The sequence below is a fragment of the Streptomyces sp. NPDC052910 genome, from assembly GCF_055585605.1.
The window spans coordinates 1,215,185-1,237,344 of record NZ_JBVJJR010000001.1 but is presented as its reverse complement, the minus strand read 5'-3'; the positions used below and the strand labels follow the sequence as shown (position 1 = coordinate 1,237,344).

The 22,160-nt window shown below is 72.5% G+C and carries 20 protein-coding genes; 14 read left to right on the top strand and 6 right to left on the bottom strand.

Annotated elements, in window-relative coordinates; translation table 11 throughout:
* The first annotated feature begins 22 nt into the window (after positions 1–22).
* From ACZ6X9_RS05310 to ACZ6X9_RS05300, 3 genes are read left to right on the top strand one after another with little or no spacing between them, the layout of a single operon-like run.
* A complete protein-coding gene (locus tag ACZ6X9_RS05310; RefSeq protein ID WP_469776529.1) occupies positions 23–2,536 on the top strand; it encodes an RNA degradosome polyphosphate kinase in 2,514 nt (837 codons plus the stop codon).
* Positions 2,517–3,671: a CHAD domain-containing protein gene (locus tag ACZ6X9_RS05305; RefSeq protein WP_469776528.1), complete on the top strand. Its 1,155-nt coding sequence runs from the start codon at positions 2,517–2,519 to the stop codon at positions 3,669–3,671. Before ACZ6X9_RS05310 ends, ACZ6X9_RS05305 begins: the two co-directional genes overlap by 20 nt.
* Positions 3,668–4,108 (top strand): NUDIX hydrolase, encoded by a 441-nt coding sequence (locus ACZ6X9_RS05300; protein WP_469776527.1) that lies wholly within the window; start codon positions 3,668–3,670, stop codon positions 4,106–4,108. Before ACZ6X9_RS05305 ends, ACZ6X9_RS05300 begins: the two co-directional genes overlap by 4 nt.
* A gap of 163 nt (positions 4,109–4,271) precedes the next feature.
* On the opposite strand, the gene ACZ6X9_RS05295 is transcribed toward ACZ6X9_RS05300, so the two are convergent.
* On the bottom strand, positions 4,272–5,087 hold the full coding sequence (locus ACZ6X9_RS05295) for a class I SAM-dependent methyltransferase (protein ID WP_469776526.1): 816 nt from the start codon (positions 5,085–5,087) through the stop codon (positions 4,272–4,274).
* A 151-nt stretch (positions 5,088–5,238) separates the two neighbouring features.
* Here ACZ6X9_RS05295 and mshA point away from each other — a divergent pair, with 151 nt between their 5' ends.
* The gene (gene mshA, locus ACZ6X9_RS05290) at positions 5,239–6,606 is read left to right on the top strand and encodes a D-inositol-3-phosphate glycosyltransferase (protein WP_469776525.1); all 1,368 of its coding nucleotides are present in this window, start codon (positions 5,239–5,241) and stop codon (positions 6,604–6,606) included.
* Positions 6,599–7,126: a type III secretion system chaperone family protein gene (locus tag ACZ6X9_RS05285; protein WP_469776524.1), complete on the top strand. Its 528-nt coding sequence runs from the start codon at positions 6,599–6,601 to the stop codon at positions 7,124–7,126. The genes mshA and ACZ6X9_RS05285 overlap by 8 nt, the downstream gene beginning before the upstream one ends.
* On the opposite strand, the gene ACZ6X9_RS05280 is transcribed toward ACZ6X9_RS05285, so the two are convergent.
* Positions 7,118–8,434 (bottom strand): MDR family MFS transporter, encoded by a 1,317-nt coding sequence (locus ACZ6X9_RS05280; RefSeq protein ID WP_469776523.1) that lies wholly within the window; start codon positions 8,432–8,434, stop codon positions 7,118–7,120. The two genes, ACZ6X9_RS05285 and ACZ6X9_RS05280, sit on opposite strands and share 9 nt — an antisense overlap.
* A 155-nt stretch (positions 8,435–8,589) precedes the next feature.
* On the opposite strand from ACZ6X9_RS05280, the gene ACZ6X9_RS05275 reads away from it, so the two are divergent.
* The gene (locus ACZ6X9_RS05275) at positions 8,590–9,351 is read left to right on the top strand and encodes a phosphoglyceromutase (protein WP_436779057.1); all 762 of its coding nucleotides are present in this window, start codon (positions 8,590–8,592) and stop codon (positions 9,349–9,351) included.
* 372 nt (positions 9,352–9,723) lie between these two features.
* Here ACZ6X9_RS05275 and phoU read toward each other — a convergent pair whose 3' ends face one another.
* A complete protein-coding gene (phoU, locus tag ACZ6X9_RS05270) occupies positions 9,724–10,413 on the bottom strand; it encodes a phosphate signaling complex protein PhoU (protein WP_469776522.1) in 690 nt (229 codons plus the stop codon).
* Between the two features lie 223 nt (positions 10,414–10,636).
* Between phoU and phoR the strand changes: the two genes are divergently transcribed.
* On the top strand, positions 10,637–11,896 hold the full coding sequence (phoR, locus tag ACZ6X9_RS05265) for a two-component system sensor histidine kinase PhoR (RefSeq protein WP_469776521.1): 1,260 nt from the start codon (positions 10,637–10,639) through the stop codon (positions 11,894–11,896).
* A gap of 94 nt (positions 11,897–11,990) precedes the next feature.
* Positions 11,991–12,662, top strand: coding sequence for a two-component system response regulator PhoP (gene phoP, locus ACZ6X9_RS05260; RefSeq protein ID WP_469776664.1), 672 nt, complete (start codon positions 11,991–11,993; stop codon positions 12,660–12,662).
* A gap of 117 nt (positions 12,663–12,779) precedes the next feature.
* Here phoP and ACZ6X9_RS05255 read toward each other — a convergent pair whose 3' ends face one another.
* A complete protein-coding gene (locus ACZ6X9_RS05255) occupies positions 12,780–13,502 on the bottom strand; it encodes a copper chaperone PCu(A)C domain-containing protein (protein ID WP_469776520.1) in 723 nt (240 codons plus the stop codon).
* Between the two features lie 520 nt (positions 13,503–14,022).
* Here ACZ6X9_RS05255 and ACZ6X9_RS05250 point away from each other — a divergent pair.
* From ACZ6X9_RS05250 to ACZ6X9_RS05235, 4 genes are all read left to right on the top strand, one after another.
* Entirely contained in the window at positions 14,023–14,505 is a 483-nt protein-coding gene (locus tag ACZ6X9_RS05250; RefSeq protein ID WP_003953493.1) for a CarD family transcriptional regulator, read from the top strand.
* Positions 14,506–14,871: 366 nt separating this feature from the next.
* The gene (gene ispD / locus ACZ6X9_RS05245; protein WP_469776519.1) at positions 14,872–15,690 is read left to right on the top strand and encodes a 2-C-methyl-D-erythritol 4-phosphate cytidylyltransferase; all 819 of its coding nucleotides are present in this window, start codon (positions 14,872–14,874) and stop codon (positions 15,688–15,690) included.
* Positions 15,680–16,171 carry a 2-C-methyl-D-erythritol 2,4-cyclodiphosphate synthase gene (gene ispF / locus ACZ6X9_RS05240; RefSeq protein ID WP_469776518.1) on the top strand — a complete coding sequence of 164 codons (492 nt, stop codon included), beginning with the start codon at positions 15,680–15,682 and terminating at the stop codon, positions 16,169–16,171. Before ispD ends, ispF begins: the two co-directional genes overlap by 11 nt.
* A gap of 129 nt (positions 16,172–16,300) precedes the next feature.
* Positions 16,301–16,708 carry a PPOX class F420-dependent oxidoreductase gene (locus ACZ6X9_RS05235; protein WP_469776517.1) on the top strand — a complete coding sequence of 136 codons (408 nt, stop codon included), beginning with the start codon at positions 16,301–16,303 and terminating at the stop codon, positions 16,706–16,708.
* A gap of 57 nt (positions 16,709–16,765) precedes the next feature.
* Here ACZ6X9_RS05235 and ACZ6X9_RS05230 read toward each other — a convergent pair whose 3' ends face one another.
* A complete protein-coding gene (locus tag ACZ6X9_RS05230; RefSeq protein ID WP_469776516.1) occupies positions 16,766–17,998 on the bottom strand; it encodes an acyltransferase family protein in 1,233 nt (410 codons plus the stop codon).
* A 140-nt stretch (positions 17,999–18,138) separates the two neighbouring features.
* Positions 18,139–19,332, bottom strand: a complete 1,194-nt coding sequence (locus ACZ6X9_RS05225; protein WP_469776515.1) for an acyltransferase family protein — start codon at positions 19,330–19,332, stop codon at positions 18,139–18,141.
* A gap of 234 nt (positions 19,333–19,566) precedes the next feature.
* Between ACZ6X9_RS05225 and cysS the strand changes: the two genes are divergently transcribed.
* Positions 19,567–20,958: a cysteine--tRNA ligase gene (gene cysS, locus ACZ6X9_RS05220; protein ID WP_469776514.1), complete on the top strand. Its 1,392-nt coding sequence runs from the start codon at positions 19,567–19,569 to the stop codon at positions 20,956–20,958.
* Positions 20,959–21,049: 91 nt separating this feature from the next.
* The gene (gene rlmB / locus ACZ6X9_RS05215) at positions 21,050–22,000 is read left to right on the top strand and encodes a 23S rRNA (guanosine(2251)-2'-O)-methyltransferase RlmB (protein WP_469776513.1); all 951 of its coding nucleotides are present in this window, start codon (positions 21,050–21,052) and stop codon (positions 21,998–22,000) included.
* Positions 22,001–22,160 lie beyond the last annotated feature (160 nt).

The following is a 22,160-nucleotide window of genomic DNA, read 5'->3' as shown; positions in this document are numbered from 1 at the left end:
GGACGAGCGGAACAATGAGGGCATGGCAGACCCTCCGTCGTCCTCGTGCCCCCGGGGGAACCGGGAAGACCGGCCGGCCCGGCAAGACCAGGACCGGGAAGACCGGCAGGTCCGGGAAGACCGGCAAGTCCGCGATGACAGGGAAGGCCGGGAAGAGCGGCGGGCCCGCGAGGACCGCGCAGCGGAGCGGCCGTCCGGTGACCGGTACGCGGTCCCGCGCCCCGGCGGCTTCCTGGCCGCCGCGCACCGCCCCGGCCCGGCCGCCCCGGACGTCCCCGAGCTCGAACCCGACCTGGACGCCGACCTCGACGGCTACGGCGTCGGCTACGGCGATGACGACGGTTACGGCGACTACGAGGGCCGGGACCCCGCCCGCTACGCCGAAGCCCACGGCGCCGCGGAAGCGGGGATCGACTACGCCGACGGTTACGACGACCGCGCGGAGGACCCCGCCCGGGACGGCGAGTCGCTGCCCGAGAACCGTTTCCTGGACCGCGAGCGCAGTTGGCTGGCGTTCAACGAACGGGTGCTGGAGCTGGCCGAGGACCCCGCCACGCCGCTGCTGGAACGCGCCAACTTCCTGGCGATCTTCGCGAGCAACCTCGACGAGTTCTTCATGGTCCGCGTCGCCGGGCTCAAGCGCCGCATCGCCACCGGCGTCGCCACCCGCTCCGCGTCGGGCCTGCAGCCGCGCGAGGTGCTGGAGCTGATCTGGACCCGCTCCCGCGAGCTCATGGCCCGGCACGCCGCCTGCTACCAGCAGGACGTGGCCCCTGAGCTGGCCGAACACGGCATCCACCTGATCCGCTGGCCGGAGCTGACCGAGAAGGAGCAGTCCCGCCTCTTCACCCTCTTCCGGCAGCAGATCTTTCCCGTCCTCACCCCGCTCGCCGTCGATCCGGCGCATCCCTTCCCGTACATCTCCGGGCTGTCGCTCAACCTCGCGGTGGTCGTCCGCAACCCGGTCAGCGGCCACGAGCACTTCGCGCGGGTGAAGGTGCCACCGCTGCTGTCCCGGTTCCTGGAGGCGTCGCCGCAGCGGTACGTGCCGCTGGAGGACGTGATCGCGGCGCATCTGGAGGAGCTGTTCCCGGGGATGGAGGTGCTGGGGCACCACATGTTCCGGGTGACGCGCAACGAGGACCTGGAGGTCGAGGAGGACGACGCGGAGAACCTGCTCCAGGCCCTGGAGAAGGAGCTCATGCGCCGCCGCTTCGGCCCGCCCGTGCGGCTGGAGGTGGAGGAGTCCATCGACCCGTACGTCCTCGACCTGCTGGTCCGCGAGCTGAAGATCTCCGACGCGGAGGTCTACCCGCTGCCCGGCCCGCTCGACCTGACCGCCCTGTTCCACATCGCGGCACTGGACCGGCCGGAGCTGAAGTACCCCACGTTCGTCGCCGGGACCCACCGGGACCTGGCCGAGGTGGAGTCCGCGTCGGCGCCCGACGTGTTCGCCGCCCTGCGCGAACGGGACGTGCTGCTCCACCACCCGTACGACTCGTTCTCCACCTCCGTCCAGTCCTTCCTCGAACAGGCCGCGGCCGACCCCGACGTCCTCGCCATCAAGCAGACGCTCTACCGGACGTCCGGCGACTCCCCGATCGTCGACGCGTTGATAGACGCCGCGGAGTCCGGGAAGCAGGTGCTCGTCCTCGTCGAGATCAAGGCGCGCTTCGACGAGCAGGCGAACATCAAGTGGGCGCGCAAGCTGGAGGAGGCCGGCTGCCATGTCGTCTACGGGCTCGTCGGGCTGAAGACGCACTGCAAGCTGTCGCTGGTGGTACGGCAGGAGGGGGACACCCTCCGCCGCTATTCCCACGTGGGGACGGGCAACTACCACCCGAAGACCGCCCGGCTCTACGAGGACCTGGGGCTGCTCACCGCCGACCCGCAGGTGGGCGCCGACCTCTCCGACCTCTTCAACCGGCTGTCCGGCTACTCCCGCCGACAGACCTACCGGCGGCTCCTGGTCGCCCCCCGCTCGCTCCGGGACGGCCTGGTGGCACGGATCTCACGGGAGATCGCCCACCGCCGGGACGGCCGCCCCGCCTCCATCCGGATCAAGGTCAACGCGATGGTGGACGAGACGGTGGTCGACGCCCTCTACCGCGCCTCGCGCGCCGGGGTCCCGGTGGACGTGTGGGTGCGCGGGATCTGCGCGCTGCGGCCTGGGGTGCCCGGTCTCTCGGAGAACATCCGGGTGCGCAGCGTCCTGGGGCGGTTCCTGGAACACTCCCGCGTCTTCGCCTTCGCGAACGGCGGCGAGCCCGAAGTGTGGCTGGGCAGCGCCGACATGATGCACCGCAACCTCGACCGGCGCATCGAGACGCTCGTCCGGGTCACCGACCCCGCGCACCGCGCCTCGCTCAGCCGGCTGCTGGAACTCGGCATGTCCGACCGGACCGCGTCCTGGCACCTCGGCCCGGACGGCGGCTGGACCCGCCACGCGACCGACGCCGAAGGCCGGCCGCTGCGCAACGTCCAGGAAATCCTCATCGACGCCCGGAGGCGCCGGCGTGGCACAGCGACCCCCTGACTCCTCGGGCGCCCTCACCGCGGCCGGGGGGCGGACCGACACGACGACGGACACGGCCGGTGCGCCCGACGCCGGGCCGCCGCCGCTGACGCATCGGACACTCCGGGCAGCGGACGGCGGCCGGCCGCCGCACGGCACGGGCAGCGCCGCCGACGTCCTCACCCGCTATCTGCACCAACAGGCGACGGAGTTCCTGCGCGGTCTGCGACTGCACGGCGACAGCGGGCACGGTGCCGGGACCGCGGCGGAGGAGGCGGCCGAGGCCGTCCGCCTGCTGCGCGGCGCCGCCCGCCGCATCGCGGGGACGCTCCACGTCTTCCGCCCGCTGACCGAGGTGCCGTGGACCGACCAGTTCCGGTCCGAACTGGCCTGGCTGACCGAGACGCTGGGGCGTGAGTACGCCTGCGCGGCCCGGCTGGCCCGGCTGCGGGGCGCACTGCACCGGCTGTCCGGCGCGGCCGAGGCGGGAAGCACCGCGGCGCCCGCCGTGGGCGCCGCGCGCGCCGGCGCGCTGCTCGAACGCCAGCTCACGCTGGCCCGGACGCGCGCCCACTCGGCGGCCCTCCAGGCCCTGGGCTCCGCGCGCTTCCACGCCGTCGCCGACGCCGTCGCCGTCCTGTCGACCGACCCGCCGCTCGACCCGTCCGCCCGCGCCCTGCGGGCCCAGGACGCCCTGCCGCTGCTGGCCGAACAGAGCCACCGGGCCCTCCTGGAAGCGGTCGACACCCTGCTGCTCCCCGCCGCCGGCCTGCCGTACAACGCCGAGGCCCTCTCCCACGCCCTCGCCGACGCGGGCGTCCCGGCGGCCGAGAGCCGGCAGGACACCCCCTGGCACCAGGTGCGGCTGCTGGTGCGGCTGCGCCGGTACGCGCAGGAGGTGCTCGACGAGCAGCACCAGACGGAGGTCGAGCCCGGCCTGACCATACGGCTGTTGAGCGCCGGCCAGGCCCTCGACCGCCACCGCGACGCGGCCGAGGCCGCCGCCTACGCCGCGGCCGCCGCCCGCACCCCGCGCATCGCCCCGGCCACCGCGTACGCCCTGGGCGTGCTCCACGCCGACCAGCGGTACGAGGTGGAGGCGGCGCGCTTCGCCTTCGGCCGGGTCTGGCAGCGGACGGGGGTGCATCCCCGGTGAAGCCCGTGCGGCCCGAGGACGGGACGGAGGACGCGGTCGTCCGCGCGGCGGGGTGCGTGCTGTGGCGGCGCGGCCCGGGAGGCGGCGTCGAGCTCGCCCTCGTCCATCGGCCGAAGTACCTCGACTGGTCGTTCCCGAAGGGCAAGCTCAAGCGCGGCGAGTCCGCGCGGGTGGGGGCCCTGCGGGAGGTGCGCGAGGAGACGGGCCTGGACTGCGTCCTGGGGGCGGCCCTCCCGACCTCCCGTTATCCCGTCGCGGACGGGCGCCTCAAGGAGGTGCGGTACTGGGCGGCGCGGCCTGTTGGCGGTGCATTTGTTCCCAACCGGGAGGTGGACCGGTTGGCATGGCTGCCCGCGGAGGAGGCGCGAGCGCGCCTGACACACGAGCGTGACCGCGGGTTGGTGGACGCCCTGCTGGCCGTGTTGGGGGTGGGCTAGCCCCTGCCCCTCCCCCAGAGGGGGCACCCCCAACGGGCTGAAGTGTGTGCCCGGGCGCGCTATCCAGCCAGTCCGGCGTTTGAGGACGAGCGGTGAAGCCGTGAAAGGGGGGTCTGGGGGCGCAGCCCCCAGGAAACGGCGAAAGGGTGGGATCGGGGCACGGTCACCCCCGAGGGGCCACCGCCTCCCACCGCACCGTGACCTCGCCCTGCCGCCACCGCCGGACCCCGTCCGCGAGCGGCCAGTCCCCGGCCAGCGACGAGGCAGCCCGGATCCACCGCTGCCGCGCACCCAGCGAAGCGTAGGGAGCCGCGGCCGCCCAGGCCCGGTCGAAGTCCCGCAGGAAGGCGTGCACGGGCTCCCCCGGCACGTTCCGGTGGATGAGCGCTTTCGGCAGCCGTTCGGCCAGGTCCGAGGGTGAGCCGAGCGACCCGAGCCGCGCCGCGAAAGTGACGGTCCGGGGGCCTTCCGGGCCGAGCGCGACCCACACGTGCCGCCGCCCGATCTCGTCGCAGGTGCCCTCGACGAGCAGCCCGTCGGGATCGAGCCGGGCGCACAGCCGCTCCCAGACGGTGGTGACGGAGGCTTCGTCGTACTGGCGCAGTACGTTCGCCGCGCGGATGATCAGCGGCCGGCGGCCGGCCGCGAGGGGGACCTCGAAGCCGCCGTGGGCGAAGACCAGCCCGTCGCGCTCGTAGGGGGCGGCCGCGGCCACCCGGGCCGGGTCGATCTCGACGCCGACCACCTGCGCGTCGGCGCGCACCCGGCGCAGCCGTTCCAGCAGCTCGACGGCGGTCCAGGGGGCGGCCCCGTAGCCGAGGTCGACGGCGACGGGGTCGGCGGCGCGGCGCAGGGCGGAGGCGTGGGCGGCGGTGATCCAGCGGTCCATCCGGCGCAACCGGTTCGGATTGGTCGTGCCGCGCGTCGCCGTCCCGACGGGGCGGTGGTGCGGGGCGGGGGAGGGGCGGGCGGCGGCCATGCACCGAGCGTAAGCGGTTCCGGTTCGGCCTCGGTCCGTGAGGGCCGCATCACTCTTTGGTAAAGGAGGGAAGGGGAATCCCCGGCCCCGTGTTCGAAGGGTTGACCCCTGACGTACGCACGCCCCCCCAGGCGGACGGAGGACCCGAACGGTGAGCCAGTACGCACCCCGGCGCGGCACGCGCCGTACCCGTACGCAGGGCAGCCCCTTCTCCCGGTCGCAGCAGTTCCTGCGCCGGGCGCAGGGCCGGCTGCCGCGCCGTGTCGCGATGCTCAGCGTCCACACGTCGCCGCTGCACCAGCCCGGCACGGGCGACGCGGGCGGCATGAACGTGTACATCGTGGAGCTCGCCAAGCGGCTCGCCGCGCTCGGCATCGAGGTGGAGGTCTTCACGCGGGCGACCACCGGGCAACTGCCGCCCGCCGTGGAGCTGGCGCCCGGCGTCCTCGTCCGGCACATCGACGCCGGCCCGTACGAGGGGCTGGCGAAGGAGGAGCTGCCGGCCCAGTTGTGTGCCTTCACGCACGGGGTGACGCAGGCGTGGGCGGGCCACCGGCCGGGCTATTACGACCTCGTCCATTCGCATTACTGGCTGTCCGGCCATGTCGGCTGGCTGGCGGCCGACCGCTGGGGCGTGCCCTTGGTGCACGCGATGCACACGATGGCCAAGGTGAAGAACGCGGCGCTGGCCGCGGGCGACACCCCGGAGCCGCAGGCCCGGGTGATCGGCGAGACGCAGATCGTCCGCGCGGCCGACCGGCTGATCGCCAACACGGAGGGGGAGGCCGAGGAGCTGATCCGGCACTACGACGCGGCGCCGGACAAGGTCGCCGTCGTCCACCCCGGCGTCAACCTGGAGCGGTTCCGGGAGGCCGACGGCCGGGCAGCCGCGCGCGAGCGGCTCGGGCTGCCGCAGGACGCGCTGGTGCCGCTGTTCGCGGGCCGGATCCAGCCGCTGAAGGCGCCGGACGTGCTGCTGCGCGCGGTGGCCGAGCTGCTGGACCGGCGTCCCGCGCTGCGGTCGCGGATGGTCGTGCCGGTGGTCGGCGGCCCGAGCGGCAGCGGTATGGCGAAGCCGGAGGAGCTCCAGAAGCTGGCCGCCCGGCTGGGCATCGCCGACGTGGTCAGATTCCGCCCGCCGGTCGACCAGGAACGGCTCGCGGACTGGTACCGCGCGGCGTCCGTACTGGTCATGCCCTCGCACAGCGAGTCGTTCGGCCTGGTGGCGGTGGAGGCGCAGGCGTGCGGTACGCCGGTCGTCGCGGCGGCGGTGGGCGGCCTGCCGGTGGCGGTCCGGCACGGGACCAGCGGTTTCCTGGTGGACGGCCACGATCCCGCCGACTACGCGCGGGCGCTGGAACGTTTCGCGGACGCCCCGGAGCTCGCGGCCACGATGGGCGCCGCGGCGGCGGCGCACGCACGGTCCTTCGGCTGGGACACGGCGGCCGCCGCCACGGCCGCGGTGTACACCGAGGCGATCGGCGAACGGCGGCGTCGCCTACGCTCGGCACATGTCTGATCAGCGCATGCCCGACGCGAAGACGGTCATCGAACGGACGCTCGGCGAGGCCGGGCTCGAGTGGGAGAGCCCGTCCGACGGCACGTACGTCGTGAAGCTGCCCGGTACGCGGAAGCTGTCGACGACCGTCTCGCTGGTCGTCGGCAACCACTCCCTCTCCGTCAACGCCTTCGTGGTGCGCCGCCCCGACGAGAACCACGAGGCGGTGCACCGCTGGCTCCTGGAGCGCAACACCCGGCTGTACGGCGTCGCCTACGCCGTCGACCACCTCGGCGACGTCTACCTCGTCGGGCGGCTGCCGCTGGCCGCCGTCACACCCGAGGAGGTCGACCGGATCCTCGGCGTCGTGCTGGAGAACGCGGACGGCAGCTTCAACACGCTGCTGGAGATGGGGTTCGCGAGCGCGATCCGCAAGGAGTACGCGTGGCGCACCGCGCGGGGCGAGTCCACGCGCAACCTGGAGGCGTTCGGACGGCTGACGGGCGAGGGACGTACGGGAGCCGACGAGGCGTCAGGCTGACGCGCCCTCGGCCGGCACGGGGGCGGGCCGCTTCTCCGGGGCCGCCCCGCCCGCCGCGTGCGCCGCATCCACGGCGTCCCTTGCGTCCCTGGCATCCCTGGCGCCTTCTTCCGGCAGGTTCCGGGTGAGCAGCCAGTAGCCGGCCGCGGCGAAGGTGCCGATCACCGCGCACGCGGCCCAGAGCACGTCCGCGCCGAACTCCTCGATGACCGCGCCGCCCGTCAGCGGCGCGATCAGGGCCGACAGGGTCCAGGACAGCGAGAACACGCCCTGGTAGCGGCCCCGCGCGTGGCGCGGCGAGAAGCGCACCACCATGCCGGACTGGGTGGGGGCGTTGACGATCTCGGCGAGCGTCCAGACGGCGATGGTCAGCGCGAAGAAGCCGACCGAGCCGGCGAACGCGGTCAGGCCGAAGCCGTACCCGGCGAGCAGCGCGGAGAAGACCAGCAGCGTCCGCGGGTCCCGGCGTTCGATGATCCGGGTCACCGGGATCTGAAGGATGACGATCATGATGCCGTTGACGGCCATGACCATGCCGTAGTCCCGGGTGGAGAGCCCCGCCCGGCCCATCGCCACCGGCAGCGCGACCGAGCTCTGCGTGAAGAGGAGCGCCACCAGGAAGGCCAGGCCGGTGACGCCCATGAACCGCCCGTCCCGCAGGACGGTGCCCAGCCCCACCGCGGGCGCCGCCTTGCCGGCGTCCGACGGCGCGGCCGGCTCGGGCCGCGACTCGGGGAGCGTGAAGTAGGCCAGGACGGCGCAGACGAGCGTGATCGCGGCCTCGCCGAGGAAGCCGGCCAGGTAGCTGTACTCGGCGACGAAGCCGGCCGCCGTGGAGGAGATCGCGAAACCGAGGTTGATCGCCCAGTAGTTGATCGAGTACGCCCGGAGCCGGTCCTCGGGCCGGACGATGTCGGCCATCATCGCGGTGACGGCGGGCCGCGAGGAGTTGCTCGCCAGTCCCACCAGGAAGGCGGCGCCCGAGATGGACACGGGATCGTGCACGAAGCCGAGCAGCGCGACCGAGGCGGCCGTCGACACCTGGGCGATCATCAGGGTGGGGCGCCGCCCGAGCCGGTCGGTCATCACCCCCGCCCCGATCGAGGCGATCACCCCGCCGAGCCCGTGCAGGGCGGCGACCAGCCCGGCGAAGAACGCGGAGTAGCCGCGCTCCAGGGTCAGGTACAGGGCGAGGAACGTGGCGACGAACGCGCCCAGCCGGTTGACCAGCGTGCAGACCCACAGCCACCAGAACGCGCGGGGGAGCCCCGCCACGCTGTCCCTCGCCGCTCTGCCCATCCGCGTCATCACGCGTCCGCCCCCCTGAGGTAAGTGCCGTTCCGGTGCTCCGCACGTTACGAGCGTCTGGCGTGGGCACGCCATTCAATTGACAAGGTGTGTCAAACGGCGCCGTGAGCGGCACCGGGAGCGGCGTCCCCACCTCGTCGATTACGCTCAAGGGCATGGCCGACGCACCGTACAAGCTCATCCTCCTCCGCCACGGCGAGAGCGAGTGGAACGCGAAGAACCTGTTCACCGGCTGGGTGGACGTCAACCTCAACGAGAAGGGCGAGAAGGAGGCCGTCCGCGGCGGAGAACTGCTCAAGGACGCCGGCCTGCTCCCTGACGTGGTCCACACCTCCCTCCAGAAGCGCGCCATCCGTACCGCGCAACTGGCCCTGGAGGCGGCCGACCGCCACTGGATCCCCGTCCACCGCTCCTGGCGCCTGAACGAGCGCCACTACGGCGCCCTCCAGGGCAAGGACAAGGCCCAGACCCTGGCCGAGTTCGGCGAGGAGCAGTTCATGCTCTGGCGCCGCTCGTACGACACCCCGCCGCCCGTCCTGGAGGACGGCGCCGAGTTCTCCCAGAGCGACGACCCGCGCTACGCCTCCATCCCCCCGGAGCTGCGCCCCCGCACCGAGTGCCTCAAGGACGTCGTCGTCCGCATGCTGCCGTACTGGTACGACGGCATCGTCCCGGACCTGCTGGCCGGCCGCACCGTCCTGGTCGCCGCCCACGGCAACTCGCTGCGCGCCCTGGTCAAGCACCTGGACGGCATCTCCGACGCCGACATCGCGGGCCTCAACATCCCCACCGGCATCCCGCTCGCCTACGAGCTCGACGCCGACTTCCGCCCGGTCGTCCCCGGCGGCACCTACCTCGACCCGGAGGCCGCCAAGGCCGCGATCGAGGCCGTGAAGAACCAGGGCAAGAAGAAGTAAGCCCGGGAGCCCGGCCCTTGAGCGGTCCGGCACGGGCAAGGGCCCCCGGGGCGGCGTCGGCCGCCCGGGGGCCCTTCCCGTGAGTGACGTGGACGAGGCGTGTCAGCCGCAGCCGCCGCCGCACTGGCAGGAGCCGCCGCTCTGGCAGCCGCACGTGCAGCCGGGACCGCACTGGCATCCGCTCATCGCGGGTGCTGCGGGGGTCACGCGCTCTGGGGTGTGCGCAAGAGAACCGGTCATGCGGTACCTCCTCGATGGGTGGTCTGCCACACCCCACTCAACGCTCACCCGGCGTGGGTCGTCAATGCGTCGGGTGTACGACTGTGCGGGCGCACCGGGTGCGTCAGGGGGCGTACGGGCGCACGTGGGGTGTCACGAGGTTTGTCCTGCGCCGGGGGTGTTCCCCGTCTGGTTGAGCTCGTCCGCGTGCTCGCCCGTGACCAGGTAGACGACGCGCTTGGCGACGGAGACGGCGTGGTCGGCGAACCGCTCGTAGTAGCGGCCCAGCAGGGTCACGTCCACGGCCGTCTCGATGCCGTGCTGCCAGCGGTCGTCCATCAGGTGCTGGAAGAGGGCGCGGTGCAGCAGGTCCATGGCGTCGTCGTCCTGCTCCAGTTGGAGCGCCAGGTCGACGTCCTTGGTGATCAGCACCTCGCCCGCCTTGGCCATCAGCCGCTGGGCGAGCTGACCCATCTCCAGCACCGTCGAGTGCAGGTCGCGCGGGACCGCCGTGTCGGGGAAGCGCAGCCGGGCGAGCTTCGCGACGTGCTGCGCGAGGTCGCCGGAACGCTCCAGGTCGGCGCTCATGCGCAGCGACGTCACCACGATCCGCAGGTCGGTGGCGACCGGCTGCTGCCGGGCCAGCAGCGCGATGGCTCGCGCCTCCAGGTCCCGCTGGAGGTCGTCCACCTTGCTGTCGGCGGCGATCACGGCCTCCGCGAGCTTGAGGTCCGCGTCCAGGATCGCCGTCGTGGCACGCCCTATGGCGGAGCCGACGAGCCGGGCCATTTCGACCAGCCCGTCGCCTATCGAGTCCAGCTCCTCGTGGTACGCGTCCCGCATCGTGTCCTTCTCTCGCTTCGAGCCTTGCTTCGAGTGGGCGGCGGCCGGGGCCGCGGTCCGGCGCTTTTCGGGCCGTCCGGTACCACGATCCGGCCGGAACGCGACGGGTGTCGACCCCCGGAGTGAACCACCGCCGACCTCAAGGTGAACTCTCGGCAACGTGTGTTCGAGACGCCCCCCATTTGGCTGTGGGGCTGTCGGTGCCCCCGCATAACCTGGAGGCATGAACGTGGACGCGGCCGTCGCCGCAGCGGCAGCCCTCGCCGGCCTGTGCACCGGTGTGATCGCCATGCTGGCGTTCCGCTGGAGCGAGCGCGACCAGGCGCGCCCCAGCCGCAGCTCGCTGCACACCGACGCGGTCCTGCCACCCGGCGTCGACACCGTCCTCTCCGTGCTGCGGTCCTCCGCCGTCGTCCTGGACGAGGGCGACGCCGTCGTCAAGGCCAGCTCGGCGGCGTACGCCCTGGGCCTGGTGCGCGGCGGCCGGCTCGCGGTGGACGCGATGCTCCAGATGGCCCGCGACACCCGGCGCGACGGGGAGATACGCCAGGTGGAGCTGGACCTGCCGCGCCGCGGCACCGGCCGCGGCGAGGCCCTGGCGGTCTCCGCGCGGGTGGCGCCGCTGGGCTCCCGCCTGGTGCTGCTGCTGGTCGAGGACCTCACCGAGGCGCGCCGCATCGAGGCCGTCCGCCGGGACTTCGTCGCCAACGTCAGCCACGAGCTCAAGACCCCGGTGGGCGCGCTCTCGCTGCTCTCCGAGGCCGTGATGGACGCCAGTGACGATCCCGAGGCGGTCACCCGGTTCGCGGGCCGGATGCAGATCGAGGCCACCCGGCTCACCAACCTGGTGCAGGAGCTCATCGACCTCTCCCGGGTGCAGAACGACGATCCCCTGGAGGACTCCGAGCCCGTCCGGGTGGACGAGCTCGTCGCCGAGGCCGTCGACCGCTGCCGCCACCAGGCGGGCACCAAGCAGATCACCATGGCCTCGGGCGGCGCGGCCGGCCTGCACGTCTGGGGCAACCGCGGCCAGCTCGCCGCGGCCCTCGGCAACCTCGTCGAGAACGCCGTCAACTACAGCCCCGCCCGTACCAGAGTGGGCATAGCGGCCCGCCGGGTCGCCGCCCCCGGCGGCGACCTGATCGAGATCGCCGTCACCGACCAGGGCATCGGCATATCGGAGAAGGACCGCGAGCGGGTCTTCGAACGCTTCTACCGGGTCGACCCCGCCCGCTCCCGCGCCACCGGCGGCACCGGCCTCGGCCTGTCGATCGTCAAGCACGTGGCCGCGTCGCACGGCGGCGAGGTCACCGTCTGGAGCGCCGAGGGCCAGGGGTCCACCTTCACGCTCCGCCTCCCGGAGGCGGGCGTCGGCCGCGACCGGCTCCGGATGCACCGGGCCGACGCGGACGACCCGCTCGACGCCGCCGACGCCAGTGGCCACCTCGACGCCGGGCTCTCCACCCAGGAGACACTCCGGTGAGTCACCCGCGCCCCGCGCGCCCCGTCGTCCCCTTGCTCTCCTTCCGCCCGCACCGCCAGAACGAGATCCGACCGGAGGTCGCCCCGTGACCCGAGTGCTCGTCGTCGAGGACGAAGAGTCCTTCAGCGACGCGTTGTCCTACATGCTGCGCAAGGAGGGGTTCGAGGTCGCCATCGCGGCCACCGGCCCCGAGGGCCTGGAGGAGTTCGAGCGCAACGGCGCCGACCTCGTCCTGCTCGACCTGATGCTGCCGGGCCTGCCCGGCACCGAGGTCTGCCGGCAGTTGCGGGGACGCTCCAACGTGCCCGTCATCATGGTCACCGCGAAGGACAGCGAGATCGACAAGGTCGTGGGCCTGGAGATAGGGGCCGACGACTACGTCACCAAGCCGTTCTCCTCGCGCGAGCTCGTCGCCCGCATCCGCGCGGTGCTGCGCCGCCGGGGGGAGCCGGAGGAGGTCGCGCCCGCGGCCCTGGAGGCCGGCCCGGTGCGGATGGACGTCGACCGGCACGTCGTCACCGTCGCCGGCGGCAAGGTCGACCTGCCGCTCAAGGAGTTCGACCTGCTGGAGATGCTGCTGCGGAACGCCGGGCGGGTGCTGACCCGGATGCAGCTCATCGACCGGGTGTGGGGCGCGGACTACGTGGGCGACACCAAGACGCTCGACGTCCACGTCAAGCGGCTGCGCGCCAAGATCGAGCCGGACCCGGGGGCTCCGCGCTACCTGGTGACGGTGCGCGGCCTCGGCTACAAGTTCGAGCCGTAGGCCGCCACAGCGGACCGCGGTCGCACCGCCGGACCGCACCGCGCGGCCGTGGCCGGGGTCCGGAGCCGACGGCTTCCGGGCCCCGGCCGCGTTTCCGCGCGGCGGGGCCCGGCCGGGTCAGCGCTCGCCGTCGGGCGCCTGGCTCTTCTCGCCCTTGGCCTTGTCGTTCTCGCCGTTCGCCGGCTTCTCGGCCTTCTTGGCCTTGTCCTCGGCCTTGCCCGAGGCCGGCGCGGTGGCGCCGCCGGAGGCCGGGGCGGTGGCGCCCGGCTTGCCCTGCTTGCCGCCGCCCGGCTTGCCCGGCTGCGGGGACCCCGAGGCCTGCGGGGCCTCGGTGGGGCCCCAGTCCTTGAAGTAGCTCGTGGCCGGGACGACGAACGCGCCGACCCGTACGTCACCGGTGCGGCTGAAGACGAACGACAGCGGCTGCTGCGCGCCGTCCTTCAGGCTCTCGCGGCCGTTCGGCAGGACGGCGGAGGCGTTGCCCTTGCCGCCGAGCGTCACCGAGCCCCCGGCGGGGACGACCACCGGGCCGCTGCCCTTGGCGCCGGTGAGCTGCACCGTGACGTTCTTGCCGGGCAGTTTGACGGCGGTCAGCGACTGGGGGACGTCACCGTTGTTGAACACCTGGCCCGTGATGACGGCCGGGCCGGTGGTGGTCTGCCCCGGCTGGGTGACCACGGTGACGTTCTGGAGCTTGATGGCACCGACGGAAGCGGCGGCGTTGTCCGGCTTGACCTGCAGCGTCCCCGCGTCGTTGCCCGCCGCGCAGGCGGAGAGCGAGGCGATCGAGAGCGCGAGGACGGTGGCGGCGAGAGCGCCGCGTCGAAGGCTGCTGCTCACGGCGGCGGCATCTCCTTGGACGAAGTAAGAGGTGTGTCAGCGCGCTTAGGTTACCGAGCCGTCGCGTGGGCCCCGCACCCGACCCGCCCCTCAAGGTCCACTCGACCCCCGAGCGTCCCACCACCGGCTTATCGGAGGAGCTGTCGGGCGGATTATCGGTAAGGAATGTGAGTAGTGGGGGGAGTGAGTCACGAAATTGATCAAGTTCGGCTTGATCAATTCCGTAAAGCGCGCGCGGAAGGTTCCGCCGCCCGATCGGAGTACCGGAAGTGCCACGACCGGACCCCGGCAAAACGGGACGTTCGACCGCTCGCGTGCCCGTCCGGGTACGTGTAACGTGCCCGTTTCGCTTGCCCCGGACAACCGCTCCGACCTGCGAATACCTGCTTCCGGAACCCTCGCGCAGCACGTCCCGGCCGCTGTTGTCAAGCCCCGAGATATGCCCTGACCTGCGGAAACGCCATTCAGAACGGACACTTCCCGTGTTAGACTGGATAGCCACGGAAGGGGTACCTGTCACATGACGTTCAAGGTTGGCGACACCGTGGTCTATCCCCATCACGGGGCCGCGCTGATCGAGGCCATCGAAACTCGCCAGATCAAAGGCGTGGACAAGACCTACTTGGTGCTGAAGGTCGCCCAGGGTGACCTGACGGTTCGGGTGCCGGCGGACAATGCGGAGTTCGTCGGTGTTCGCGATGTGGTCGGCCAGGACGGGCTCGACCGGGTCTTCGAGGTTCTTCGGGCACCGTATGCCGAAGAGCCGACCAACTGGTCCCGCCGCTACAAGGCGAACCTGGAGAAGCTCGCGTCCGGCGACGTGATCAAGGTCGCCGAGGTCGTGCGCGACCTGTGGCGCCGGGAGCGCGAGCGCGGTCTGTCCGCCGGTGAGAAGCGCATGCTCGCCAAGGCCCGCCAGATCCTGGTGAGCGAGCTCGCCCTCGCGGAGAACACGAACGAGGACAAGGCCGAGGCCCTGCTCGACGAGGTCCTCGCGTCCTGACGCACACCTGACGCTCAGGTGCCGGCTCCCCGCCGCACAACAGAAGTGCGACGCAGAGGTCGCGACGTGGAAGTGCCGCGGTGCCCGCTGACGAACGAAAGCTCGTCCGACGGGCGCTGCGGCATCTCTGCTCCGGCGCGGCACCCCTGCTCCGGCCGGTGTCCCGGCCCGTACCGCACACGGCCCGTGTCACCTGTACCCGAAGGCCCGGCACACGACTGGTCGGCGGGCGAGCGGCCGGACCAGTCGTTTCACGGAAGGGGCTGGTCACGGTGAGCGCCCGGCACTCCCCCGAGCCCTGCGCGCTCGGGGTTCCCCCAGGCCATACCCACCTCGGCCGAGGAAGCAAACCTGAACGCCAACGCGATGTCTGATCGAGTCACCGTTCCCGCCCGGCCGGAGCCGAGCGGCGCCCCCGCGGCCACCCGGGCCCCCGCACCCCGTACCGCCGCGGTGATCCCCGCGGCCGGACGCGGTGTCCGGCTCGGACCCGGCGCGCCCAAGGCCCTGCGCGCCCTCGGCGGGACGCCCATGCTGGTGCGCGCCGTCCGCGCGATGACCGCCTCCCGGGCCGTCTCGCTGGTCGTGGTCGTCGCCCCGCCGGACGGCGAGGCCGAGGTGCGGGCCCTGCTCGACGAGTACCCGCTCGCGGGCGACCGGACCGAGGTCGTGGTCGTCCCCGGCGGAGCCACCCGGCAGGAGTCCGTGGGCCTGGGCCTGCGGGCGCTGCCCGACGACGTCGGGACCGTCCTCGTCCATGACGCGGCCCGTCCGCTCGTCCCCGTCGACACGGTGGACTCCGTCGTCGCCGCCGTCCGCGCCGGGCATCCCGCGGTGGTGCCGGCCCTGCCGCTGGCCGACACGGTCAAGCAGGTCGCTCCGGGCGACGGCGCGGACGCCTCCGCGCCCGAGACCGTCACCGGCACCCCGGAGCGCGCCCTGCTGCGCGCCGTGCAGACCCCCCAGGGGTTCGACCGGCGCACCCTGGACGCGGCCCACGCCGAGTTCGAGGCGGCCGCCCGCGAGGGCGACGGGGCCACGGACGACGCCGGAATGGTCGAGCGGCTGGGCCTGCCCGTCGTGGTCGTCCCCGGCCACGAGGAGGCGTTCAAGGTGACCAGGCCGCTGGATCTGGTCCTGGCCGAGGCAGTGATCGCCCGGAGGAGGGCCAACGATGGCTTCTGACGCACCGGCCCTGCCCCTGGTGGGCATCGGCACCGATGTGCACGCCTTCGAGGAGGGCCGCGAGCTGTGGTGCGCGGGCCTGCTCTGGGAGGGAGCGACGCACGGCCTCGCCGGCCACTCCGACGGCGACGTCGCCGCGCACGCCGCCTGTGACGCGCTGTTCTCCGCCGCGGGCGTCGGCGACCTGGGCGCCCACTTCGGCACCGACCGCCCCGAGTGGTCCGGTGCCTCCGGCGTGACCCTGCTGGCCGAGGCGGCGCGCATCGTCCGAGCCGAGGGCTTCGCGATCGGCAATGTGGCGGTGCAGGTCATCGGTGTCCGCCCGAAGATCGGCAAGCGCCGGGCCGAGGCGCAGCGCGCGCTGTCCGAGGCGGTGGGCGCGCCGGTGTCCGTCTCCGGGACGACCACCGACGGGCTGGGCCTGACCGGTCGCGCGGAGGGACTGGCGGCGGTGGCGACGGCGCTGGTGTACCGGCGCTGAACGGGGCGTGCGGGGCCGGCCGCATCGCGCCCCAGGGTGACGGTGTCGTGGCATACGGTGATCGGGTACCGCCACTTCGCCGTGCGCGCGCCCGCCCGGTGCGCGCCCACTGAGGGAAGGACCCGAAAGGTGTCAGCCATGCTCTCGGACGATCTGAAGCAGTACCTGGACGACAATCCCGCCTTCGTCACCGTCGCCACCGTCCAGCCGGACGGCAGCCCGCAGCTCTCCGTCACCTGGATCAAGCGGGACGGCGACGACCTGCTGATCTCCACCACCGTCGGGCGCCGCAAGGAGAGGAACCTCCGCCGTGACCCGCGGATCACCGTCCTGGTGAACCCGCCGAACGCGCCTTACACCTACGCCGAGATCCGCGGTACGGCGGAGGTGACCACCGAGGGCGGGCCGGAGCTCATCGACGAGCTGTCCCGGAAGTACACGGGCAAGGCGTACGCGGACTTCAACCCGGCCGCGAAGGACGACGCCGAGCGGGTCGTCGTCCGGGTCACGCCCCGCAAGGTCGTCGGCCGCCTCTGAACGGCCGGACGCGCCCGCCGTTTCCCCGGCGGGCGCGTCCGCGCGCGTCGTCCGCCCTCAGCCGTCGACCGTGCCGGCGGCCACGCGGCCGGACTCGGCCGGTTCGAAGGGCTTGGCGCCGGGCTGGGCGTTCCTGGGCTCCTGGAGGATGGTCAGGCCGCTCTGCGGGTCGGGCTTGCGCAGCGCGGGGACGGTGGAGTTGCGGCGCATCTCCTCCATGCCCTGCTGCATCGCGCGCCGCAGGCGTTTGCCCAGCGGGCGTTCGACGTACCGGTGGATCAGCCAGGCGGCGCCCAGCATCACCGCGATCAGCCCGGCCACCAGTGGGTACGGTGGGACGTGGGAGCGCAGGCCGTGGATGACGGTCATGCCGATGTACTGGTGGATGAGGTACAGCGGGTAGGTGAGCGCGCCGGCGGTGGTGAGCCAGCGCCACTGGACGCGGTTGAGGTACCCCAGCGCGATCAGGGCCATGAGCACGAAGGCGGCGACCACCAGCAGCTTGGCGGGCCAGGTCGGGATGCCGGCGTGGGTGTTGTCGGCGACCCGCTTGGGCACCCCGTGCAGGGCGACGAGCAGGGACATCGTGACGAGGCCCCACAGCAGCGCCGTCGGCTTGAAGCGGTGCATCAGGTAGAAGGCGATGCCGGCCACGAAGTAGGGCGTGTAGAGGGAGGGCGCCCACATCTCCAGCAGCTTGCTGTCGGACCTCGGGGCGATGACCGCCGCGACGGTCCAGACGCCGCAGAACAGGACGCATTTGCGGTACGTGACGCCGGTGGCCACCACGATCGCGAAGAGGACGTAGAACTTGAGCTCGATGAACAGCGTCCAGTAGACGCCGTCCACGTCCCACACCCCGAAGGCCTCCTGGACCATCGTGAGGTTGGTGAGGACGACGTCCCAGTTCTCCACGCTGCGCACCTGCGGCCACAGCGTGATCACCCCGGCGGTGAGGAAGATCGCGAACCAGTAGGCGGGGTAGATCCGGGAGACACGGGAGACCACGAAGTCGCCGAGCGACCGCCCCCAGGTGCTCATGCAGATCACGAACCCGCTGATCAGGAAGAAGACCTCGACGCCGACGAAGCCGTAGCGGGTGACCGTCCGCAGCCCGGGGAAGACGTGGTCCGGGTTCTGGTCCCAGCCGCCGCGCAGGGCGGTGTAGTGGAAGACCACGACCATGAGGGCCGCCACCAGACGGAGTCCGTCCAGTACGGCGAGCCGGGGTGCCGGGCGCCGGACGGCTCGTGGGGCGCCGTCGAGTTCACCTCGCCTGGCGAAGCGCATGTCGTCCTCTTCCGTGGGCTAGTCGGATCGTCATACAGAGCGGGGGTGTGCGGGAATGCTGACACAGAGGACATGCGCATGGCTGCGACCGTCGTCTCCTGTCCCTGTTTTTCTCCACCGTCTCCCCTGGATGGTGGTATTCATCCGTGCCCCTCGCCGACGGTCGGGTGACGACCGGGTGACCGGATGGTGCCGGCGGCCCCCGGCGGTCCGGCGCCCACCCGCGCGACGGCGCGCCGGAGCGCGCCCCCAAGCCGGCGGGCCAGCGGGCGCTCGATCCCCCGGTGCACCAGCCAGGCGGCCGTCAGCACCCCCGCCAGCAGGAGGGGGAGCAGCACATGGCGCGGGAGGTGACCGTCCGCGTGCCGGATGACCACCCACCCGACGCGCTCGTGGAGCAGGTAGAGGGGGTAGGTCAGCGCCCCCGCGGTGGACAGCCAACGCCAGTCGAGCCGTCGTGTCCACCCCAGGGCGACGGCCGTCAGGGAGAGGTAGAACACGGTGACCAGGGCGAGGGTGGGCCAGTGGGGCACCCGGTGGCCCATGTACGCCTCCGCGCGGCGCTCCGCGACCAGCAGATCGTGCTGGGCGATCAGGAAGGTGCCGCCGATGATCAGCCAGAGGAGAGGGGTCGGGCGGAAGCGGTACATCAGGTAGAAGGCGATGCCCGCGATGAAGTACCAGCAGTCGTAGGGCAGCAGGACGCGTTCCAGCAGGTGGTCGCCGGTCGCCCGGGCGACGACCGCCCCGAGGCCCCAGAGCCCGCAGAAGGCCATGACGCGCCGGTAGTCGAGCCCCTTGCGGACGACGAGCGCGAACAGCAGGTAGAAGCGGACCTCGATCCAGAGGGTCCAGTACACGCCGTCGACCGGTTCCACTCCCAGGGGTTCCTGGAGCATCGTGAGGTTGACGGCGACGTCCTGGAGGGCGGTGGGGGAGTTGACCTCCGGCCACAGCCGGACGACGACGGCGACGAGCAGCACCGCGAACCAGTAGGCGGGGAAGAGCCGGGTGATCCGGGAGACGGCGAACCGGCCGACGCCCTTGCCCCAGCCGCTCATGCAGATCACGAACCCGCTGATCAGGAAGAAGAGCTGGACGCCCAGCCAGCCGTAGGACGCCGGCAGGTACGCGGTGGGGAAGAGGGCGCGGGCGGAGCGGTGGCCCCAGGCGCCGCTGTCGAAGGCGATCCAGTGGTAGGCGACGACCATCAGCGCCGCGCACAGCCGCAGCCCGTCCAGGGCGGCCAGCCGGCCCGGGCGGTGCGCGCCGGACGCGGGGGGCTGCTCCCGGGGTTGGGGGTGTTCCTGCTGTACCGGCAGAGTGGAGTGCAACGCCCCTCCTGGTGTCCGCGGCGCTCCGGTCCCGAGGTGTGCCCGGGAAGTTACCACGCGGAATTGTATTTTTGCCGCAAAACATTAAATAGCGGGCAAAGCGCGCCGAGGGGCGTGCGAGGGCCGCTCCACGCCCGGCCGCGCACGCCCCCGAGGCGGCTCGGGGTCCGGATCAGGGGCGGATCCGGGTGCCGCGCGCCCGGGGCACTGCCGTGGGACCACTACCCTGGTTCCGTGACCATTCGCCTGTACGACACCAGCGCCCGGCAGATCCGTGACTTCTCCCCGCTCGTCCCGGGCTGCGTCTCGATCTACCTGTGTGGCGCGACCGTGCAGGCCGCGCCGCACATCGGCCACATCCGGTCGGGGCTGAACTTCGACATCATGCGCCGCTGGTTCGCCTACCGCGGCTACGACGTGACGTTCGTCCGCAATGTGACGGACATCGATGACAAAATCATTAAAAAGTCGGCCGAGCAGGGCCGCCCCTGGTGGGCGATCGGCTACGAGAACGAGCGCGCGTTCAACGCCGGCTACGACGCCCTGGGCTGCCTGCCCCCGACCGTCGAGCCGCGGGCCACGGGCCACGTCCCCGAGATGATCGAGATGATGCGCGGGCTGATCGAGCGCGGTCACGCCTACGCCGCGGACGGCAACGTCTACTTCGACGTCCGCTCCTACCCGGGCTACCTCCGCCTCTCCAACCAGGAGCTGGAGAACCTCCTCCAGCCCTCCGGCGAGGGCGAGACCGGCAAGCGCGACCCGCGTGACTTCGCCATGTGGAAGGCGGCCAAGGAGGGCGAGCCCAGTTGGGAGACGCCCTGGGGCCGCGGCCGTCCGGGCTGGCACCTGGAGTGCTCGGCCATGGCGCACAAGTACCTCGGCACCGCCTTCGACATCCACGGCGGCGGACTCGACCTGATCTTCCCGCACCACGAGAACGAGATCGCCCAGGCCGCGGCCTTCGGCGACGACTTCGCCGCCTACTGGGTGCACAACGCCTGGGTCACCATGAGCGGCGAGAAGATGTCCAAGTCGCTGGGCAACTCGGTGCTGGTCTCCGAGATGGTCAAGGAGTGGCGCCCGATCGTCCTCCGCTACTACCTGGGCACCCCGCACTACCGCTCGATGATCGAGTACAGCCCGGAGGCGCTGCGCGAGGCCGAGTCGGCGTTCGCGCGGATCGAGGGGTTCGTGCAGCGAGTCACCGAGAAGGCGGGGAAGACCGTCCTCCCCGCGGCCGAGGTGCCGCCCGCGTTCGCCGAGGCGATGGACGACGACTTCGGCGTCCCGCAGGCGCTGGCCGTGGTGCACACCACCGTCCGGCAGGGCAACGCGGCCCTCACCGCCGACGACAAGGAGGGCGCCGTCGCCCGTCTGGCCGAGGTGCGGGCGATGCTCGGCGTCCTGGGCCTGGACCCGCTGGACGAGCGGTGGTCCGGCGGCGAGCGTGGCGACGATCTGCACGGCGTGGTCGACTCGCTGGTCCGGATGGTGCTGGAGCAGCGCCAGGCGGCCCGCGCCCGCAAGGACTACGCCACCGCCGACGCCCTCCGCGACCAGCTCCAGCAGTCCGGTCTCGCGATCGAGGACACCCCGTCCGGCCCGCGCTGGTCGCTGTCCTGAGCACCGGTCGCCGTCCTGAGCGACACTTTTCGTACGTACGTCTACTGAGCCGCGGCCAGCGGCTCTGGCAGTAAAAGAAACAGGTGACCCCATGGCCGGCAACAGCCAGCGCAGGAACCGCCGCACGTCCAACAAGAAGGGCGCGACGGTCGGCAGCGGCGGCCAGCGGCGCCGGGGCCTGGAAGGCAAGGGCCCGACCCCGCCCGCGAGCATGCGCAAGGGACACAAGAAGAACCGCGTCGCCAACGCCGCGGCCAAGCAGGCCGCCCGCCGCCCGGCCCCGCGCCGCGGCGGCCCCAAGGGCACCAACGAGCTCGTCGTCGGCCGTAACTCGGTGGTCGAGGCGCTGCGCGAGGGCGTCCCCGCGACCACGCTCTACGTCCAGCAGTACCTGGACAACGACGAGCGCGTCCGCGAGGCGCTCCAGCTCGCCACGGACAAGGGCCTCAACCTCATGGAGGCCCCCCGTCCCGAGCTCGACCGGATGACCAACGGGCTCAACCACCAGGGCCTCGTCCTCTCGGTGCCGCCGTACGACTACGCGCACCCCGAGGACCTCACCGCGGCGGCGCACGCCGACGGCGAGGACCCGCTGATCGTGGCCCTCGACGGCATCACCGACCCGCGCAACCTCGGCGCCGTCGTCCGCTCCGTCTCCGCCTTCGGCGGTCACGGCGTGGTCGTGCCGGAGCGGCGCGCGGCCGGTATGACGGCCAGCGCCTGGAAGACCTCGGCCGGTACCGCCGCCCGGACGCCCGTGGCCCGCGCCACCAACATGACGCGGATGCTGGAGGCGTACCAGAAGGAGGGCCTGATGGTCGTCGGCCTGGCCGCCGACGGTGACGTCGAGCTGCACGAGCTGGACGCCCTGGAGGGCCCGGTCGTGATCGTCGTGGGCAGCGAGGGCAAGGGCCTCTCCCGGCTCGTCGGCGAGACCTGTGACTTCCGGGTGCGGATCCCGATGCCGGGCGGCGCCGAGTCGCTGAACGCCGGTGTCGCGGCGGGCGTCGTGCTGTACGAGGCGGCGCGCCGCCGGGCGTGACGGCGCGGGCGCCGAAGGGCGCCGCGGGTGAGGGGCGCAAGGGCCGGACGGGGCTGATTTTCAGCCCGTCCGGCCCTTGCGCGTGCGCTTGTTGCCCGCCTTGACGGGTCTCGGACACCCGTGTCGGTCAAGGCAGTGTCCTAAGCTCCGGTCACTCGGT